Genomic DNA, 18,240 nt, shown 5'->3' on the forward strand with positions numbered 1-18,240 from the left:
GTGGGTACACTAGAACGTATGATTCATATTCATAAAAGGGAGGAACCGAAATGACACTTGTAGACCATCACGTGGCGGATATGCCCGGAATGACCTTACATACGATCGAAACTACCAAATATAAAACCACTTCTTTAATCCTGCAAATTAAAAGCCCGATTACAGAAGAAGAAGTAACCAAAAGGGCCTTGCTTCCCTATGTGCTGCAAAGCGGCACAGAACGCTATCCGAGCAGCAAAGAGCTTCGTGGGGCACTTGATGGCCTTTACGGGGCAACTCTCGGGGTGGATCTTTCTAAAAAAGGTGAATACCAGATCATCACCCTGAGAATGGATGTGGCGAATGAAAAGTTTTTGAGTGACAACACGCCTTTGCTTGACCGGGCGTTTGAATTGCTTTCCCAGGTTCTTCTGAAGCCGGCCAAACAAGGTGAAGGGTTCCTGCCCAGGATTGTTCAAAAGGAAAAGCGGTCGTTAAAACAGCAGATTGAATCGATTTATGACGATAAAATGAGGTATGCCAACAAGCGCCTGATTGAAGAAATGTTTGATGAGGAACCGTACCGCTTCAATGTGTACGGCAATGAGCAGGAAGTGGATTCGATTACGCCCGAAACACTGTATGACTATTATCAAAAAGTCATGAAAGAAGATGAAATTCATCTTTTTGCGGTCGGTGATGTTTCAAGGAATGCACTGCAGGAATTGGCCAAAAAACATTTTGTGTTTCCGCAAGACAGAATGGAACCGAAACGAACATCTCCAACAGGCAAGCAAAGGGTGGACGAAGTAAAGGAAGTTTTCGAAGAACAGGAAGTGCAGCAAGGAAAGCTGCATATGGGTTATAGAACATATATTACTTACAGCGATCCGGAATACCTTGCCCTTCAGGTATTCAACGGGGTGTTCGGCGGATTTTCACATTCCAAGCTGTTTATGAACGTGCGTGAAAAAGAGAGCCTGGCGTATTATGCTGCTTCGCGCTTTGAAAGCCATAAAGGCATCATTTTTGTGATGTCCGGCATTGAGACCAAAAATTATGAAAAAACCGTGAAGATCATCAATGAACAGCTCGAGGAAATCCGAAACGGCAACATTACCGATGGGGAACTCGAACAGACGAAAGCCATGATCAGAAACCAAATCCTTGAAACCGTTGATGATTCAACAGGCCTGGTGGAGGTTCTTTATCATGAAGTGGTTTCCCGCCACAAACGAACCATTGAGGAATGGCTCGAAGGCATCCAGAATGTCACAAAGGAACAAGTCAGGGATGTATCCCAAAAGATTCAGCTCGATACCATTTATTTCTTAAAAGGGAGGGGAGAATGATGGAACAAATCCATTTTAACCAGCTTAAAGAAACATTGAACCACAAAACGCTTCCGAACGGCCTGAAAGTATATATCCTTGAGAAAAAGGATTTTAACAAAACTTATGCCACTTTTACGACCCACTATGGTTCAGTGGACAACCACTTTGTCCCGCTTGGGAAAGAGGAAAAAGTGAAAGTTCCGGATGGTATTGCCCATTTTCTTGAGCATAAGCTTTTTGAGAAGGAACATGGAGACGTTTTTCAGGACTTTAGTAAGCAGGGAGCATCCGCGAACGCGTTTACCACGTTTAACCGCACCGCCTACTTATTTTCAACCACCGGCGACGTGGAGAAAAACCTGACCACCCTTATTGATTTTGTTCAGGCTCCGTATTTTACAGAAAAAACGGTGGAAAAGGAAAAAGGCATAATCGGCCAGGAAATCAGGATGTATGATGATAATCCGGACTGGCGCGTGTACTTTGGCCTGATCGCCAATATGTACAAAAATCATCCTGTGGCTATTGATATCGCAGGAACGGTGGAATCCATTGCGAAAATCACGAAGGATAATCTGTACGAATGCTACAATACCTTTTATCATCCGAGCAACATGCTCCTCTTTATTGTCGGCCCGATTGATGCAGAAAAAATTATGGGTCTTGTCGAAAAAAACCAGGCGGGCAAGGATTATAATGATCAGCCGCCGATCGAGCGATTTTTTGATGAGGAACCGGCTGAACCCGCCAACAGAAAAGAAGTGCTCCACATGCCAGTGCAAACACCAAAGTGCTATATGGGCTATAAGGAGAAGCGCCCGCAGCGAAGCGGGAAGGACCTTCTTGTCCGTGAATTGTCCATTAACCTTTTATTGGAGATAATGTTTGGCAAAAGCACCAAAAATTACGAGAAGCTGTATGAAGAAGGCCTGATTGATCCTTCCTTTTCGTTTGATTATACCGAAGAGATGGGATTTGGTTTTTCCATGATAGGCGGGGATACAACCGATCCGGATACGTTTGCGCAGCGTATTTCCGAAATGGTGAATGAATTCAAACAGAAGACGCTGAATGAAGAAGATCTTGAAAGGGCGAGGAAAAAGAAAATTGGTTCGTTTCTGAGAGCGCTGAATTCTCCTGAATTTATTGCCAACCAGTTTACCCGGTATGAATTTAATGAGATGAACCTTTTTGATGTGATTCCTACTTTTGAGGAACTGACCGTCAAACAGCTTCAGGACGCGTTAAACGACCATTTCGAGGAAAGTCAGCTGACCGTTTGCCAGGTAAAGAAGAAACAGTCATAATGAAAGTAAAACAAACATCCCTGCGCCGAGCAGGGATGTTTTTTAAGCAGGTGAACAATAAATGTCAAAATGGGTTCTTGTGACCGGGGCGAGCGGCGGAATTGGCTCCAGCATTTCCCGCATGCTGGCAGGGGCCGGCTACTCCCTCATTCTTCATTACAATCAGGGGGCAGAGCAGGCAAAACTGCTTGAAAAAGAGCTTGTTGATCGATACCAGATCGAAATTTTACTACTGCAAGCAGATTTATCGCTGAAGGAAGGCACAGAAAAACTGCTTTCCTCCCTGTTTGTTCCAGTGGATGCCGTGATCCATAATAGTGCCTCCTCTTATTACGGGCTGTTGACCGATATGAAGCAGGAAACGATGGAAAGGATGATCCAGCTTAATTTGACCAGCCCCATTATGATCACGAAGCATGTGCTGCCGCAAATGGTCAAAAGAGGAAGAGGGAATATCATCGCTGTTTCATCGGTTTGGGGAGCTGCTGGTGCTTCTTGCGAAGTGCTTTATTCCACCTTGAAAGGCGGATTGAATACCTTTGTGAAAGCGATGGCGAAAGAAGCCGCCCCAAGCGGTATCCGGGTGAACGGTATTGCGCCAGGAGCTGTGGAAACGAAAATGATGAGCGGGTTTTCTGAAGAGGAGCTTCAGGACCTGAACGATGAGATCCCCGCAGGACGGCTCGGAAAACCGGAAGAGATCGCCGAAATTGCGCTGTTTTTGCTTTCCGATAAATCCTCCTATATCAATGGCCATGTGATTACGGCGAGTGGAGGATGGCATACTTAAAATTTGTCCTAGGGCATGCATAATTCACCTTTCTTCTTGAAATATTAAGGGATGTACCATATTTTAAGGAGGAACAAACATGTCTGTATTAGATAACTTTGGACAATGGAAGAGTTTTCTTTCTGACCGCCTTGAACATGCTGAAGGGCAAGGGATGGATCAATCAACCGTTTCCAACCTCGCTACAGAGATCGGTGGATACCTTGCATCCCATGTTGACCCTAAAAATGCTGAGGAAAAAGTTCTTGCTGATCTTTGGAGTGTGGCAAGCGACGAGGAAAAACACGCCATCGCCAACATGATGGTGAAAATGGTTCAGAAGGATAGCTGACTTTAAAGGATGTTAAGAATTTTTCTTAACATCCTTTTATTTTTTCTTTCATAATAATTTGAAATCAGATATTATTAAGTAATGAAGTGGCAATCAATACGGAAAAATGAAAGGGAGCTGAAGAATGGGCGAACAGGAATGGTACCTTGAATATGAAATCAATAAGAATCGTCCTGGGCTCCTTGGTGATATATCATCTCTTTTGGGAATGCTTGGAATCAATATCGTGACGATCAATGGCGTGGACAATGGAAGACGGGGACTTCTTCTCTTGGTAGACAAGCAGGAGAAGGTGGAACGACTTCGCTCAATCCTTCAATCCATGGATAATATTACGGTTACAAAATTCCGGAAGCCAAAGCTGCGCGATATTTTGGCTGTGCGGCATGGACGATACATACAACGTGATGCGGACGATAAAAAAACATTCCGGTTTGTCAGGGATGAATTGGGCCTGCTTGTCGATTTTCTGGCCGAGCTTTATAAAGTGGAAGGCCATAAGCTGATTGGAATCCGGGGCATGCCGCGCGTAGGCAAAACTGAGTCCATTGTTGCTTCGAGTGTTTGTGCGAGCAAGAAATGGGTATTTATATCTTCTACGCTTCTTAAACAAACCATGCGTGTTCAGCTGGCTGATGATGAATATAGTACAAACAATGTTTATATTATTGATGGCATTGTATCATCACGCCGTTCCAATGAGCGGCACTGGCAGCTTATCCGGGAAATTATGCGCATGCCTACAGCAAAAGTAATTGAGCATCCTGATGTTTTTGTTCAACAGACGGAATACAGCATGGGTGATTTTGATTACATCATTGAATTGCGAAACGATCCCAATGAAGCAATCACATACGAAGTAATCGAAACAGATGTAGGATTTTCCGCATTTGAATGACTTCAATTAGTGGAAGGTGGTAAACTTGACTGAACTAGGAAATTTTTTGCGAGAGAAAAGGGAGGAAAAAGGATTTTCCCTTGAACAGCTCCAAACGGAAACTAAAATTCAAAAACGTTACCTGCAGGCGATTGAGGAAGGGCGGTATGAAGTCCTGCCAGGTTCCTTCTATGCCAGAGCGTTTATAAAAAATTACAGCGAAACCGTCGGGTTGAATTATGAAGAAGTATTCGAGCGGTTTGAATCTGAAATCCCAAAAGCCGAAAAGGAGCCAACGGAGTTTATTCCCCGCTCGGAACGAAACAAGCAGCCGCTTGATGGCGGAGAATCTGTTTTTAAAACCTGGCTTCCCATAGTGCTGGTTTCTGTCGTAATTCTTGCTGTCCTTGTCGGCGTTTGGGCATATCTTGCCAATCGTGACTCAGGAGCCAACGGCAATTCTAATGGCTCGAATCCCGCGTCTGTAGAGATCGATAATAGCAAAAACGCAGAAAAAGACAGTGCGGAAAAGGCAAAGGAAGAAAAGAAAGAACCGGTAAAGAAAACACCGGAAAAACCGAAAGAGCAAAAGCAACCTGAAAAGAAAGAAGCGGTTCTGGTAAAAAAAGGCACTCAGGGAATTACCACTACATACGAACTCAAGGAAGCGGATGCATTCGAGATTGCCTTTAAAATGAACGGACCTGTATATATGGATGTAAAAGCAGATTCAAAACAACTGGCAAGCAAGATGTTTAAAAAAGGAGATACCGCCAAGTATGATTTAACCGGTAAAAAAGAGGTTGAACTGAATATCGGAGCCGCCAATTTTGCGAAGTTAACGATTAATGGTAAACCGTTCTCCTACCCGATTCCTACCGAAAAACGTGGGATCCACCAGAGAATTGTCATTAAAAACACGGCTTTCAGCAAACAATAATCTACAGGTAACGCCGTGTACGCGCTGTCAAAATTGGAGGAAAGAAAATGAATTTGCCAAATAAAATTACTATTTCACGTATTTTTTTAATCCCAGTCTTCATGATTGTGCTACTAACCGGTTTCGAATGGGGAACCGTCACATGGATGGGCGTGGATCTACCGGTCACTCATTTGGTGGCTGCTCTGATCTTTATTGTTGCCTCCTGTACCGATTGGGTGGACGGCTACTACGCCCGCAAGCTCGGCCTGGTGACCAATTTCGGAAAATTTTTGGATCCTCTGGCGGATAAATTGCTCGTAACTGCTGCGTTTGTGGCGCTTGTCCAGCTTGGTTACGCACCCGCCTGGATGGTCATCATTATCCTCAGCCGTGAATTCGCCGTCACCGGCATCCGTCTTGTGGCAGCGGCAGAAGGGGCCGTCATCGCAGCAAGCCAGATGGGGAAACTGAAGACATGGATCCAGATTATTGCCATATCTGCCTTGCTATTGCACAATATTCCGTTTGCATGGATCGGGATACCTTTCGCCCAAATCAGCATGTGGGCTGCTACACTGATTACCCTTTATTCAGGGTGGGAATATTTTATTCAAAACAAAGAAGTTATGCTAAAATCAAAATAACAGCATGAACAGGAGAACCATATCATTCTCCTGTTTTTTTTATTAGACCGAAAGTTTATAACACATTAATACGGGGGAATACGCGAATGAATGCAGAAATTATTGCTGTCGGAAGCGAGCTTCTTTTAGGACAGATCGCAAACACCAATGCCCAATTTATTTCATCGGAACTGGCTGAGGCCGGAATCAATGTTTTTTACCATTCCGTAGTGGGTGATAATCCGGGACGTTTGGAAACGGTCATCCAGAACGCTCAGACGAGGTCCAATCTGATCATTTTCACCGGCGGTCTCGGACCGACAAAAGATGATTTAACCAAAGAAACCATTGCCGCGGTTTTGGGAAAACAACTGGTGTATGATGAGGAAGCAATGGAAGGAATCGAGCTCTATTACAAGAGAACAGGAAGAACGATGACCGAAAATAACAGAAAACAGGCGCTTGTGCTTGAAGGGGCAGATGTGCTGTCCAACAAAAACGGAATGGCGCCGGGCATGGCCCTTGAAGCGGGTGGAATAACGTATATGCTTCTTCCGGGACCGCCAAAGGAAATGCGCCCGATGTTCGGGAATTTCGGTATCACCTATCTCACCGCCAAGCTTCCCGGCGTGGAACCGATCGTATCGAGAGTCCTTCGTTTTTTTGGCATTGGTGAGTCGCTCCTAGAAGCCACACTGCAGGACATTATCGATGAGCAGACCAACCCGACCGTAGCGCCGCTCGCCGGCAGTCATGAAGTCACCCTGAGACTGTCTGCCAAATTCAAAGATATACATATGGCACACATTCAGCTGGACCTGCTTGAAGAACGCATTAACGAGCGGGTTGGTGAATTTTTGTACGGATATGGTGAAACAAGTCTGACAGAAACAACAGCAGAATATTTAAAAAGCAGCAAACTGACCGTTTCTTCTGCCGAGAGCCTTACTGGCGGTTGGTTCGGGCAGCAGATGACCGAGCTGCCCGGCAGTTCAGCATTCTACAAAGGTTCTGTGGTTTGCTACAGCAATGAGATGAAAGAAAAGCTGCTCGATGTCAGCCCGGACGTTCTCGCATCCCATGGAGCTGTAAGTCCTGACACGGCTAAACAAATGGCGGACAACGTCCGAAAACTGACTGGTTCGGATATCGGCATCAGTTTTACCGGGGTGGCAGGACCGGATAAAAGTGAAGGCAAGGAGCCGGGAACCGTTTTTATCGGTTTGTCGGACAAGAACGGAACAGAGGTATTTTCGCTCAGCCTCTCCGGGTCACGGGCAAGCATAAGAGAGCGGTCGGTAAAGCACGGATTGTTCTTTTTGTTGACAAAGGTCAAAAAAGGTCAATAAAAAATCGAATAAATGTTCGCAAAAAGATTGGCAAATGAGCAAAAAAGAAGTAAAATAGAACTATAGGATATGACATCATTTTGTACTTACATGTGCAATGATATAAATTTGAGGAGTGATTACATGAGCGACCGCAAAGCGGCACTTGACATGGCCTTGCGCCAGATCGAAAAGCAATTCGGAAAAGGTTCCATCATGAAACTTGGCGAGCAGGCTGAACAGAGAGTCTCCACCATCTCGAGCGGATCTTTGGCGCTTGATATCGCGCTTGGTGTAGGCGGATATCCACGGGGAAGAATCATTGAAGTTTACGGACCTGAATCTTCCGGTAAAACAACCGTTGCGCTTCATGCGATAGCTGAAGTCCAGAAAAACGGCGGACAAGCTGCTTTTATTGATGCGGAGCATGCCCTTGACCCGGTGTATGCCCAAAAACTTGGCGTAAACATCGACGAGCTTCTGCTGTCACAGCCGGATACAGGCGAACAGGCGCTTGAAATTGCTGAAGCCCTAGTCCGAAGCGGTGCAGTGGATATTCTGATCATTGACTCTGTTGCGGCTCTTGTGCCAAAAGCAGAGATTGAAGGCGAAATGGGAGATTCCCATGTGGGTCTTCAGGCAAGATTGATGTCCCAGGCTTTGCGTAAGCTTTCCGGAGCAATCAGCAAATCCAAAACCATCGCGGTGTTTATCAACCAGATTCGTGAAAAAGTGGGCGTTATGTTTGGAAACCCTGAAACCACTCCGGGTGGACGTGCCCTTAAGTTTTATTCTTCTGTCCGTCTTGAAGTCCGCCGTGCGGAAACCCTCAAGCAGGGAACCGATATGGTAGGAAACAAAACAAGAATCAAAGTGGTTAAAAACAAGGTTGCACCTCCGTTTAAACAGGCAGAGGTGGACATTATGTACGGCGAAGGGATTTCAAGAGAAGGGGAAATCCTTGATATTGGTTCCGATATTGACGTGGTTCAAAAGAGTGGCGCCTGGTACTCCTTTGATGGAGACCGTCTCGGCCAGGGCAGAGAGAACTCCAAGCAATTCTTAAAGGAAAATGAAGAAGTGGCTGAAGAAATCATCACCCAAATCAGAAGCTATTATCAATTGGGTGGGGAAGTCAACACCGTTGATGCTGCTGCCCGGCCGGAAGAAAAAGAGGAATTTGAGCTAACCGAATAGCACCCGAAGGCCGTACATCCCGAATGTACGGCCTTTTTTTGCAGTATGTTAAAAACGGTCGTGTGCAGATTTTGCAGATTGGAAGGAATTAAAACTTGCGAATTTCATAAGGAAGATTTATTATAGGTGATTTGACATCTCTTGACATAACGGGCTGTAGTTTATAAAATGGAGATATACTTTGATTTCACTCGAAATTAAATGATATGAGCTTAAATTGAGAATGGCATGACTAGTGCACAACACTTTGTTACACGAATGATGCTTATGACCCAGTACAAAAAGTAGATAGCAAGAGGAGGTGGAAACATGGAAACAACATTTATTGTCTTCATCTCCAGTTTGCTTGTCTCAGCAGGTGTCGGTGCAGTTGTCGGATATCTTGTTAGGAAAAAGATCGCCGAAGCGAAAATTTCGAGCGCTGAAAATGCTGCAGCCCAAATCGTCGAAGATGCAAAACGAGACGGTGAAGCCAGCAAGAAGGAAGCGCTGCTTGAAGCAAAAGATGAAATCCATAAGCTCAGAACAGAAGCAGAGCGCGAAATTCGAGATCGCAGAAATGAGCTTCAAAGACAAGAACAACGATTGGTTCAAAAAGAAGAGATTCTGGACAGAAAAAGTGAGACTCTTGATAAAAAAGAGGAATCATTGGAAAAACGCGAGGAGTCTCTCACCAAAAAACAACGACAAATTGAAGAGATTGAAAGCAAAGTGGAGGAGCTGCTCAGAGAGCAGCAAAAAGAATTGGAACGCATATCCGGCTTTACACGTGAAGAAGCAAAGCTGATCATCATGGGAGAAGTGGAAAACGAAGTTTCACACGAAATGGCTATGATGGTGAAAGATATGGAAAACCGTGCCAAGGAAGAAGGAGACAAGAAAGCGAAAGAAATTCTTTCTCTGGCGATCCAACGCTGTGCGGCTGACCACGTTGCTGAAACGACGGTTTCCGTCGTTAACCTGCCAAATGATGAGATGAAGGGACGGATCATCGGGCGTGAAGGGCGAAACATACGAACACTGGAAACGCTCACAGGTATTGATTTGATCATCGATGATACACCTGAAGCGGTAATTCTTTCAGGATTCGACCCGATCCGTCGGGAAATTGCCCGTCTGGCGCTTGATAAGCTGGTCCAGGATGGAAGGATTCACCCGGCGCGCATTGAAGAAATGGTGGAGAAATCCCGCCGTGAAGTGGATGAATACATCCGTGAAGTCGGTGAACAGACTACATTTGAAGTAGGTGTTCATGGCCTTCACCCTGACTTGATAAAGATTTTAGGCCGATTGAAATATCGTACAAGCTATGGTCAGAACGTGTTGAAGCATTCAACGGAAGTGGCCTACCTTACCGGGCTGATGGCTGCAGAAATTGGAGAAGATGTTCATTTGGCACGCCGTGCAGGCTTGCTTCATGACATCGGAAAAGCCATTGACCATGAGGTGGAAGGCAGCCACGTGGATATCGGCGTGGAATTGGCGACAAAGTACAAAGAACATCCAGTGGTGATCAATTCAATTGCATCCCACCATGGTGATACAGAACCAACGTCCATCATTGCGACGCTTGTAGCCGCAGCTGATGCATTATCGGCAGCAAGGCCGGGCGCACGCCGTGAAACGCTTGAAACGTACATTCGCCGTTTGGAAAAACTCGAAGAGATCTCCGAATCCTTCGACGGCGTGGAAAAATCTTTCGCCATTCAGGCAGGAAGAGAAATCCGAATCATGGTTAAACCTGATTTAATCGATGATGTGGCTTCTTACCGTCTGGCACGCGATATTACGAAAAAAATTGAAAATGAACTGGATTATCCGGGACATATTAAAGTTACAGTCATTCGGGAAACAAGAGCAGTTGAGTACGCAAAATAAAGTGGTGAAAACCACTTTATTTTGTTTTTATGCAGAGGTTGAATGAAAAAGGAGAGCCTGATGAAGATTTTATTCATAGGGGATGTTGTAGGGGCCCCGGGAAGAAAGATGATCGATATGTACCTGCCGAAGCTGAAACGTAAGTACCAGCCGCTTGTCACCATTGTAAATGGTGAAAACGCGGCCCATGGCAGAGGAATTACCGGCAAAATCGTAAAAGGAATATTTGAAGCGGGAGCCCAGGCGATTACCCTTGGCAACCATGCGTGGGACAATAAAGAGATCTTTGAAATTATTGATACGACTCCCCAGCTTGTCCGTCCGGCCAACTTTCCGGAGGGGACACCGGGCAGTGGTTCCGCAATTTTAAAGATGAACCAGCTTGAGGTTGGTATAATCAATCTGCAGGGAAGAACCTTCCTGCCACCCCTCGATTGCCCGTTTGAAACAGCCGAAGAGCTGATCCGCGATATGCGCAAACGGACGCCTATTATCTTTGTGGACTTCCATGCAGAGGCAACCAGTGAAAAACAAGCAATGGGATGGTTTTTGGATGGCAAGGTGACGGCGGTTGTCGGAACCCACACACACGTTCAAACCGCCGATCAGCGGATCTTGCCGGAAGGAACGGCTTATTTGACCGATGTCGGCATGACCGGCCCCTATGACGGAATCCTTGGTATGGACCGGGAAGCGGTGATAAAAAAGTTTGTTACCAGTTTACCGGTAAGGTTTGAAGTATCTTCCGGACGGGAACAGTTAAGTGGCGTATTAATAGAGTGTGATCCTGCAACTGGAAAAGCCAAAAGTATCAAGACCATTCTTATTAACGATGACCATCCGTTTTTTGAATAAGAGGCGAATCGTCATGCCGTATATACACGCTCAGGCTCATTGATCTGAATGAAACTTTTCCATCTGCAGGAATACGGGCTCTTACCAATGAATATAGTAGAATTGGTATCAGATCTCTAAGGAGGTACAAATTAATGGAAATATTAAAAGTTTCAGCAAAATCCAACCCTAATTCTGTAGCTGGTGCGCTTGCCGGAGTCCTTCGTGAACGTGGAGGGGCTGAAATACAGGCAATTGGGGCAGGTGCATTAAACCAAGCCGTTAAGGCAGTAGCCATTGCACGAGGATTTGTAGCACCCAGCGGAGTCGACCTCATTTGTATTCCTGCTTTTACGGATATTCTGATCGATGGAGAGGAACGGACTGCGATCAAGTTGATCGTGGAACCTCGATAATTGAAAAAACCATGGACTGGCCTGTTTGCATGAATTCATGTGAACAGGCCTTTTTCACGGATGGGTCCTGGATTTATTTCCAAGAATACTTGCTTTTTTCCGAAGATAGAGCTAGAATTGTAAGCGTTTAGTACATATTTAAACACACAAACTGATACCCATCTCAAGAATCAGCGCGCTTATTTTCGACAGGAAAAGAGCGTATTTTTATACATTGAGATTTATTTTTATTTCTCCAATGAAGCTGTGGATGAGTATACGGATGAAAAGAATAGAAGGGGTGGAGTACATGATTGATCAACTTTCCTGGAAAGTTGGCGGACAGCAAGGGGAAGGAATCGACAGTACCGGTGAAATTTTTGCCATGGCCTTAAACCGGCTTGGATACTATCTCTACAGCTACCGGCACTTTTCTTCTCGAATTAAAGGCGGCCATACGAATAATAAAATCCGCGTCAGCACAAAGCAAACCAGATCGATTTCCGATGATCTGGATATTCTTGTCGCATTTGACCAGGAAACGATCGATGTTAATATACATGAAATGCGGGACGGCGGTGTCGTCATCGGTGATGCTAAATTCAATCCGGTCGTACCAGAAGGATCAAAGGTCAGGCTTTTTTCCGTGCCGTTTACGGAGATTGCCAATGAGCTCGGAACATCGCTCATGAAAAACATGGTAGCCATCGGGGCAACCAGTGCGGTTCTTGATCTTCCCGCTGAAGCTTATACCGAAGTAGTGGAAGAAATCTTTTTACGAAAAGGCGCTAAAGTCGTTGAAAAGAACATGGAAGCCATCCGAAGGGGTGCGGCTTACTTTATGGAGGCAGCCGGCGGACCTCTTGCAGGCTTCCAGTTGAACAAGGCGGATGGTCAAAAACGGATGTTTATGATTGGCAATGATGCGATCGCTCTTGGTTTTGTGGCAGGTGGCGTGCGTTTCATGTCTGCTTATCCGATTACACCGGCGTCTGAAATTATGGAATACCTGATTAAAAAGCTTCCCCAGTTTGGCGGAACTGTTATTCAGACAGAGGATGAGATTGCGGCAGCCACAATGGCAATCGGCGCGAACTATGCCGGTGTTCGTACAGTTACTTCTTCTGCAGGACCGGGCTTGTCCCTCATGATGGAATCTATCGGTCTTGCTGGCATGACCGAAACGCCGCTCGTAATCGTCGATACGCAGCGCGGAGGCCCGAGTACAGGACTTCCTACCAAACAGGAACAGTCCGACTTGATGGCTATGATTTACGGTACTCATGGTGAAATTCCAAAGGTCGTTATGGCGCCAAGTACCGCAGAGGAAGCCTTTTATGATGCAGTGGAAGCACTAAATATTGCCGAAGAATATCAATGTCCTGTTATTCTTTTGACCGATCTTCAGCTTTCACTCGGCAAGCAGTCCGTTGAACCGCTTGACTTTGGAAAAGTGGAAATTCGCCGCGGCGCACTGGACCTGAACGCTGAGCTTCCTGAAGTGGAAGGCGGTTATTTCAAACGATATGAAGTAACAGAATCAGGCGTTTCGCCGCGTGTCATCCCTGGGATGAAAAACGGTATTCATCACGTAACCGGGGTAGAGCACGATGAGACGGGCAAGCCTTCCGAGGTGGCAGCCAACCGCCTGAAGCAAATGGATAAACGCTTGAGAAAGCTTAAGAATTTAACATTCAATACACCAGTCGTTAAATACACGCCGAATGAGGAAGCGGACCTGCTGCTCGTTGGTTTTAATTCCACCCGGGGTGTGATTGAAGAAATCATTCCTCTTCTGGAAGCAGAAGGACTTAAGGTGAACCATGCACACCTTCGCCTGATTCATCCGTTCCCGCTTAAAGAAATGAAAGAATTGGTGGATTCAGCGAAAAAAGTAGCTGTTATCGAAAATAACGCAACAGGTCAGCTTGCCAACATTCTCAAGATGAACCTTGGATCACACGAAAAGATTGAAAGCATCTTGAAATATGATGGTAATCCTTTCCTTCCATCGGAAGTTTTCAATAAATGCAAGGAGCTGGTTTAAGTGGCGACGTTTAAAGAATTCAGAAACTCAGTAAAACCGAATTGGTGTCCCGGCTGCGGAGATTTCTCCGTTCAGGCATCCATACAGCGGGCAGCAGCCAACGTCGGTCTTGAGCCGGATGATCTCGCTGTCATTTCCGGTATCGGCTGTTCCGGACGTATTTCCGGTTATATCAAATCCTATGGCTTCCATGGCATCCATGGACGCGTGCTGCCGATTGCTCAGGGCGTTAAAATGGCAAACCGTGACCTGACCGTTATTGCTTCCGGTGGTGACGGCGATGGATTTGCCATCGGTATGGGCCATACCGTTCATGCGATCCGCCGAAACATTGATGTCACGTACATCGTTATGGACAATCAAATTTACGGATTAACCAAAGGGCAAACGTCTCCGCGATCTGCTGAAGGCTTTAAGACGAAAAGTACACCAGAAGGTTCTGTGGAATCAGCCATCGGAATCATGGAGCTTGCCCTTACCGCAGGCGCCACTTTTGTTGCACAGAGCTTTTCCAGTGATTTAAAAGAATTGACTGCGATCATTCAAAAAGGTATCGAGCACAAAGGGTTCTCCCTGATTAATGTATTCTCGCCTTGTGTGACATACAATAAAGTGAACACGTATGACTGGTTTAAAGAGCACTTAACCAGTCTTGATACGATCGAAGGATATGATTCTTCCAACCGTATGCAGGCCATGCAAACCTTAATGGAGCATGACGGACTGGTCAAGGGAATCATCTATCAAAACACACAGAAGCCATCCTACCAGGAATTGGCTCACGGCTACAGCCAGGACGCACTCGCTCATGCTGACCTCAAAATGGATGAGCAGAAATTCAATGAGTTGCTCGCGGAATTTATGTAAAAAAAGAAAAGGCATCCTGAACAATGTTCAGGATGCCTTTTTTTGCTGTGAAAGCGCCAGACGGAGCTTTTTGTTTCTTGCGATGGAAACCATGTTGATCAAGAGAAAGATCATCGTAATGTAAAAGATGTCTTTAATATTATAGGTGGCTGCAATAAAGGTGCCGAGCAGCGGGCCCAGCAGATTTCCGAGAAAGCGTGCCGATGAACTGAGACCGAATGCTGTCGCCTGAAGATGAGCGGGAGCGAGTTTTTTTACAAGTACATTTAACGAAGGAATCATCCCACCGATAAAGAGGCCGAGCAGAAACCTTCCTGCAAGAAGCACCTTGACGTTGGTGGCCAGGACTTGCGGCAGAAAAGCGAGGGCGGCCATGATCAGGGAGAAAATGAGCACCTTTCGCTGGCCGATTTTATCACCGATCCTTCCCAGTATGGGTGAACCAATGAGGTTGGCGATCCCGGTTACCGCACTGATCAAACCAACAATCAGGGTTAAATGCTGGCCGTGATAAATCGTTCTCGTGTAAAGTGTGATAATCGGCTGAATGCTCATCATGGCGAGCTGAGTAATGGCAGCCGCAATAAAAACAGGAAAAAGCGGTCGCAATGCTTTGTATTCCTTTTTCTGCTTTTGACCCTTTTTCGTTTTCACGGTTACATCTTCATGAATGAGAAACAGAACGACCAGGCCGGCGATCAAAGTGAGCCCGCCCGTTACGAAAAAGACGCCTTCAAAGCCGAACACTTCCGATAAAAAGCCACCGATTAAAGGACCGACAAGGGTTCCGACGATCTGGCCCGTTTGCAGGGTGCCCAGCGATTTGCCGGCGTGCTCATCAGGCGTAACGGAGGCTTGAAGGGAGATGCTCATGGAAATAAAGCCCGAAAACAAACCGTTGATCAGGCGCAGAATCAACAGCTGGCCCGGCCCGGTGGCAAAGCCCATCAATGCAGTAATAGCTCCCATTCCGATCGCAGAGCGGATGAGCATGGCTTTTCGTCCGTAGCGGTCGGCAAGCGAGCCCCAGAGCGGCTGAAACAAGAAAGAGGTAATAAATTGGGCTGAAAAAATCCAGCCGGTCCAATGCTCCACCTGCTGGAGGTTATGAACGCCAAGCTTTTCGATATAAAGGGGTAAGAAGGGGATGATCAGACTCATGCCGGCCGCAATGAGAAAATTGGCCGGCCAGAGGATCCGTAGGGAGCGTTTCCAGTACATAAAACCATCATCTCTTTCGTTTGCAAAGTATCTGATTCTATTTTACTCCTGTTTATTAATAAAGTGAAATATAAGTATGGTTAAATACAAGAGCATTACCATGGCAAACATTCCTTTTGAGCAGGAAGTCTGTTATAATATTGAAGTTATGAAAGAAACGGCCCCAGAACGTTTAGGGAGGAATTGCAGTGAATCAACCAGGATCAACACCTGCGAAAGATAAAGAAAAAACGACGAAGGATTATGCGAGCTATTTTCAGACAACCTATCAGCCTCCGTCATTGAAGGACGCGAAGAAACGCGGAAAAGAACAAATTAACATCGTAAAAGATTTTGCCGTGGATGAAGACTTGAAAAAAATCGGTGCCGGAAAAAAATTCTATATCAGAACATACGGCTGCCAGATGAATGAACATGACACCGAGGTCATGGCCGGCATCCTGTCCGATATGAGTTATGAAGCAACAACAGACATGAGGGAAGCTGACTTGATTTTGCTGAACACCTGTGCCATCCGGGAAAATGCGGAAAACAAAGTGTTTGGTGAACTGGGCCACTTAAAACCGATGAAGGTTGAAAATCCCGATCTTTTAATCGGGGTGTGCGGCTGCATGTCCCAGGAAGAATCAGTCGTGAACAAGCTTCTTAAAACGTATGATCAGGTGGACATGATCTTCGGTACCCATAACATCCACAGACTGCCTCAAATTGTAAAAGAAGCCTACTTTTCCAAAGAGCGTGTCGTGGAAGTGTGGTCCAAAGAGGGAGATATCGTAGAGAACCTCCCGCGTGTGCGCAAAGGCAACATTCAGGGCTGGGTCAACATCATGTACGGCTGTGACAAGTTCTGTACGTACTGCATCGTTCCGTATACCCGTGGAAAGGAACGAAGCCGCCGTCCGGAGGATATTATCGAGGAAGTAAGGCACCTGGCCCGGAACGGCTATCAGGAAGTCACACTGCTCGGGCAGAACGTCAATGCGTACGGTAAAGACTTTGAGGACATAGAATACGGCCTCGGTGATCTTATGGATGAAATCCGTAAAATCGATATCCCGAGAGTCCGGTTTACTACCAGTCATCCCCGTGACTTTGATGACCATCTGATCGAAGTGCTCGCCAAGGGAGGAAACCTTGTAGAACATATTCACCTGCCAGTCCAGCACGGGAACAGTGATATTTTAAAGCTCATGGCCAGAAAATACACCCGTGAACATTTCCTTGAGCTGGCGGGCAAAATCAAGAATGCGATCCCGAATGCTTCATTTACGACAGACATTATTGTCGGGTTTCCAAACGAAACTGAAGAACAGTTTCAGGACACCTTATCTCTTGTAAAAGAAGTGGAATTTGACGCAGCCTATTCGTTCATCTACTCACCAAGGGAGGGGACACCTGCAGCGAAGATGAAGGATAATGTGCCGCATGAAGTGAAAAAGGACAGACTGCAGCGTTTGAATGCCGTCCTGAATGAAATTTCCCTCCGCAAGAACCAGGCTTATCTTGACACGGTGGTCGAGGTACTCGTTGAAGGGGAAAGCAAGAAGAATCCGGATGTCCTGTCCGGTCATACGGCCTCCAATAAAGTAGTAAACTTCAGAGGGCCGAAGCATTTGATTGGAAAGATTGTTAAAGTCCATATTACGGATGCAAAAACGTGGACATTAAGCGGTGATCTAGCAGACGAAAAGGCGGGAGTGGTTTAAGGATGAGCTATACAAAAAGTGATATTTTAGACAAAGCAAAAGAATTGGCGGAAATGATTGCTCAAACCGAAGAAGTGGATTTTTTCAAAAGGGCGGAACAGCAAATTAATGAAAACAGCAATGTATCTACATTGGTTGCCCGGATTAAGCAATTACAAAAAGAAGCCGTCAATCTTCAGCATTATGGCAAGCATGAAGCACATAAAGATATGGAAGCCAAGATTGACTCCCTTATGGCAGAAATGGACAGCATTCCGGTTGTTCAGGAATTCAAGCAGTCACAAGCGGATGTGAATGACATATTACAGATGGTGTCTCATACGATTTCCAATACAGTTACCGACGAGATCATCGAATCGACCGGCGGAGACCAGTTAAAAGGAACCACCGGATCAGCTGAAAGCTGCGCAAGCGGCAACTGCGGATGCCATTAAGGCGCAAGACCAGGAGAAGCTAACATTCTCTTGGTCTTTTTTTATGCTTTTTTAAATTTCACGTACCGTATTATTAATATAAAAATTTTAAAAAACAGGTCACCATCTGGGCATCTTACATAAACTGTATTAACGGGATTCATAAAAAAAATAGTTAGCACACTAGTCAT

General features: G+C 45.7%; 17 protein-coding genes. 16 read left to right on the forward strand and 1 reads right to left on the reverse strand.

Annotated features, from left to right (window positions below; all coding sequences use genetic code 11):
- Positions 1-50 precede the first annotated feature (50 nt).
- The 14 genes from yfmF (at position 51) to QNH15_RS11485 (ending at position 14,709) form a co-directional block, all read left to right on the forward strand.
- Positions 51-1,331 carry an EF-P 5-aminopentanol modification-associated protein YfmF gene (gene yfmF / locus QNH15_RS11420; protein ID WP_283894748.1) on the forward strand — a complete coding sequence of 427 codons (1,281 nt, stop codon included), beginning with the start codon at positions 51-53 and terminating at the stop codon, positions 1,329-1,331.
- On the forward strand, positions 1,331-2,620 hold the full coding sequence (yfmH, locus tag QNH15_RS11425; protein WP_283895535.1) for an EF-P 5-aminopentanol modification-associated protein YfmH: 1,290 nt from the start codon (positions 1,331-1,333) through the stop codon (positions 2,618-2,620). The genes yfmF and yfmH overlap by 1 nt, the downstream gene beginning before the upstream one ends.
- Positions 2,621-2,681: 61 nt before the next feature.
- Positions 2,682-3,410 (forward strand): elongation factor P 5-aminopentanone reductase, encoded by a 729-nt coding sequence (gene ymfI / locus QNH15_RS11430; protein WP_283894749.1) that lies wholly within the window; start codon positions 2,682-2,684, stop codon positions 3,408-3,410.
- 79 nt (positions 3,411-3,489) lie between these two features.
- Positions 3,490-3,741 (forward strand): DUF3243 domain-containing protein, encoded by a 252-nt coding sequence (locus tag QNH15_RS11435; RefSeq protein WP_283894750.1) that lies wholly within the window; start codon positions 3,490-3,492, stop codon positions 3,739-3,741.
- Positions 3,742-3,865: 124 nt separating this feature from the next.
- Positions 3,866-4,639: a DUF3388 domain-containing protein gene (locus QNH15_RS11440; RefSeq protein WP_283894751.1), complete on the forward strand. Its 774-nt coding sequence runs from the start codon at positions 3,866-3,868 to the stop codon at positions 4,637-4,639.
- A 25-nt stretch (positions 4,640-4,664) separates the two neighbouring features.
- A complete protein-coding gene (locus QNH15_RS11445; protein ID WP_283894752.1) occupies positions 4,665-5,558 on the forward strand; it encodes a helix-turn-helix domain-containing protein in 894 nt (297 codons plus the stop codon).
- Between the two features lie 47 nt (positions 5,559-5,605).
- Positions 5,606-6,184, forward strand: a complete 579-nt coding sequence (gene pgsA / locus QNH15_RS11450; protein WP_129475933.1) for a CDP-diacylglycerol--glycerol-3-phosphate 3-phosphatidyltransferase — start codon at positions 5,606-5,608, stop codon at positions 6,182-6,184.
- Between the two features lie 86 nt (positions 6,185-6,270).
- Positions 6,271-7,512, forward strand: a complete 1,242-nt coding sequence (locus QNH15_RS11455) for a competence/damage-inducible protein A (protein WP_283894753.1) — start codon at positions 6,271-6,273, stop codon at positions 7,510-7,512.
- Positions 7,513-7,635: 123 nt separating this feature from the next.
- Positions 7,636-8,688 carry a recombinase RecA gene (gene recA, locus QNH15_RS11460; protein WP_283894754.1) on the forward strand — a complete coding sequence of 351 codons (1,053 nt, stop codon included), beginning with the start codon at positions 7,636-7,638 and terminating at the stop codon, positions 8,686-8,688.
- Between the two features lie 309 nt (positions 8,689-8,997).
- Positions 8,998-10,566, forward strand: coding sequence for a ribonuclease Y (gene rny, locus QNH15_RS11465; protein WP_283894755.1), 1,569 nt, complete (start codon positions 8,998-9,000; stop codon positions 10,564-10,566).
- Positions 10,567-10,626: 60 nt separating this feature from the next.
- Positions 10,627-11,421 carry a TIGR00282 family metallophosphoesterase gene (locus QNH15_RS11470; RefSeq protein WP_283894756.1) on the forward strand — a complete coding sequence of 265 codons (795 nt, stop codon included), beginning with the start codon at positions 10,627-10,629 and terminating at the stop codon, positions 11,419-11,421.
- A 134-nt stretch (positions 11,422-11,555) separates the two neighbouring features.
- A complete protein-coding gene (gene spoVS / locus QNH15_RS11475; protein ID WP_010193268.1) occupies positions 11,556-11,816 on the forward strand; it encodes a stage V sporulation protein SpoVS in 261 nt (86 codons plus the stop codon).
- A 289-nt stretch (positions 11,817-12,105) separates the two neighbouring features.
- Positions 12,106-13,842, forward strand: coding sequence for a 2-oxoacid:acceptor oxidoreductase subunit alpha (locus tag QNH15_RS11480; RefSeq protein ID WP_283894776.1), 1,737 nt, complete (start codon positions 12,106-12,108; stop codon positions 13,840-13,842).
- The gene (locus QNH15_RS11485; RefSeq protein ID WP_283894777.1) at positions 13,843-14,709 is read left to right on the forward strand and encodes a 2-oxoacid:ferredoxin oxidoreductase subunit beta; all 867 of its coding nucleotides are present in this window, start codon (positions 13,843-13,845) and stop codon (positions 14,707-14,709) included.
- Positions 14,710-14,736: 27 nt separating this feature from the next.
- Here QNH15_RS11485 and QNH15_RS11490 read toward each other — a convergent pair whose 3' ends face one another.
- The gene (locus QNH15_RS11490; RefSeq protein ID WP_283894779.1) at positions 14,737-15,930 is read right to left on the reverse strand and encodes an MFS transporter; all 1,194 of its coding nucleotides are present in this window, start codon (positions 15,928-15,930) and stop codon (positions 14,737-14,739) included.
- Positions 15,931-16,118: 188 nt separating this feature from the next.
- Here QNH15_RS11490 and miaB point away from each other — a divergent pair, with 188 nt between their 5' ends.
- Both miaB and QNH15_RS11500 read left to right on the forward strand, forming a co-directional pair.
- Entirely contained in the window at positions 16,119-17,636 is a 1,518-nt protein-coding gene (gene miaB / locus QNH15_RS11495) for a tRNA (N6-isopentenyl adenosine(37)-C2)-methylthiotransferase MiaB (protein WP_283894781.1), read from the forward strand.
- Positions 17,637-17,638: 2 nt separating this feature from the next.
- Positions 17,639-18,070 (forward strand): YlbF/YmcA family competence regulator, encoded by a 432-nt coding sequence (locus tag QNH15_RS11500; protein WP_283894783.1) that lies wholly within the window; start codon positions 17,639-17,641, stop codon positions 18,068-18,070.
- Positions 18,071-18,240: the final 170 nt, after the last annotated feature.

Origin of the sequence: Fictibacillus enclensis, from assembly GCF_030123385.1 — a bacterium.
Classification (GTDB): domain Bacteria; phylum Bacillota; class Bacilli; order Bacillales; family Fictibacillaceae; genus Fictibacillus_C; species Fictibacillus_C enclensis.

What these genes read in the sequence shown, in the direction of transcription:
- QNH15_RS11435 (WP_283894750.1), top strand. Translation starts at nt 3,490, where the DNA reads ATGTCTGTATTAGATAACTTTGGACAATGGAAGAGTTTTCTTTCTGAC.
- ymfI (WP_283894749.1), top strand. Translation starts at nt 2,682, where the DNA reads ATGTCAAAATGGGTTCTTGTGACCGGGGCGAGCGGCGGAATTGGCTCC.
- QNH15_RS11490 (WP_283894779.1), bottom strand. Translation starts at nt 15,930, where the DNA reads ATGTACTGGAAACGCTCCCTACGGATCCTCTGGCCGGCCAATTTTCTC.
- spoVS (WP_010193268.1), top strand. Translation starts at nt 11,556, where the DNA reads ATGGAAATATTAAAAGTTTCAGCAAAATCCAACCCTAATTCTGTAGCT.
- rny (WP_283894755.1), top strand. Translation starts at nt 8,998, where the DNA reads ATGGAAACAACATTTATTGTCTTCATCTCCAGTTTGCTTGTCTCAGCA.
- QNH15_RS11440 (WP_283894751.1), top strand. Translation starts at nt 3,866, where the DNA reads ATGGGCGAACAGGAATGGTACCTTGAATATGAAATCAATAAGAATCGT.
- pgsA (WP_129475933.1), top strand. Translation starts at nt 5,606, where the DNA reads ATGAATTTGCCAAATAAAATTACTATTTCACGTATTTTTTTAATCCCA.
- QNH15_RS11500 (WP_283894783.1), top strand. Translation starts at nt 17,639, where the DNA reads ATGAGCTATACAAAAAGTGATATTTTAGACAAAGCAAAAGAATTGGCG.
- QNH15_RS11470 (WP_283894756.1), top strand. Translation starts at nt 10,627, where the DNA reads ATGAAGATTTTATTCATAGGGGATGTTGTAGGGGCCCCGGGAAGAAAG.
- recA (WP_283894754.1), top strand. Translation starts at nt 7,636, where the DNA reads ATGAGCGACCGCAAAGCGGCACTTGACATGGCCTTGCGCCAGATCGAA.
- yfmF (WP_283894748.1), top strand. Translation starts at nt 51, where the DNA reads ATGACACTTGTAGACCATCACGTGGCGGATATGCCCGGAATGACCTTA.
- yfmH (WP_283895535.1), top strand. Translation starts at nt 1,331, where the DNA reads ATGGAACAAATCCATTTTAACCAGCTTAAAGAAACATTGAACCACAAA.
- QNH15_RS11455 (WP_283894753.1), top strand. Translation starts at nt 6,271, where the DNA reads ATGAATGCAGAAATTATTGCTGTCGGAAGCGAGCTTCTTTTAGGACAG.
- QNH15_RS11480 (WP_283894776.1), top strand. Translation starts at nt 12,106, where the DNA reads ATGATTGATCAACTTTCCTGGAAAGTTGGCGGACAGCAAGGGGAAGGA.